1 protein-coding gene is annotated in these 619 nt (G+C 28.6%); it reads left to right on the top strand.

Going from position 1 to position 619, the window contains the following annotated elements; genetic code table 11:
- Positions 1 to 444 (top strand): Lrp/AsnC family transcriptional regulator (locus V7083_RS03975; RefSeq protein WP_335475610.1); only part of this gene is annotated, 444 nt, incomplete at its 5' end.
- Positions 445 to 619: the final 175 nt, after the last annotated feature.

The following is a 619-nucleotide window of genomic DNA, read 5'->3' as shown; positions in this document are numbered from 1 at the left end:
AAAATAGACAATACAGATATTAAAATACTAAAGGAACTTCAACAAGACAGTCGTTTATCTATTAGAGAACTATCTAAAAGAGTAAATCTATCTCCTCCTTCTGTGACAGATAGAATAAGAAAATTAGAAGATAGCAAAATAATTGAAGGTTATACTATAAAAATAAATGAAGAGGCTTTGGGATTAGATATTCAATGCATTATCCAAATTGATATTAAAAATAGTGAATTTGAAAAGTTTAAAAAGTTTATTTATAATCACCCACGTGTGAATTTTTGTTATAGAATAGCGGGCCATTCCTGTATTCTTGTAAAATTAAGTGTTAAATCCATATCAGAAATTGAAGAATTTGTTGACTCTATAGCATCTTTAAATGCTACCACATCTACTCACATTATATTTTCAAGGGTTCCTACAAATGAAAGTGTGGAAAAATTCTTCTAATCTTTTTTATAAAATCATAGTGACTGAATGGATAATTTATTAACTATTTATGATAAGACAATAACAAACTATCGAACCGAGAGAACCCTTGAAATAAAAGAAAAAGGCGCTTTCTTTACTCAAGAAACGCACCCGATTGTTGAAGATCATCGCTTAAATCTTATTCAAGATAAGC

Source organism: Bacillus sp. JJ1764 (assembly GCF_036962145.1).
Classification (GTDB): domain Bacteria; phylum Bacillota; class Bacilli; order Bacillales; family Cytobacillaceae; genus Neobacillus.
This window is presented reverse-complemented; position numbering and strand designations above follow the sequence as displayed.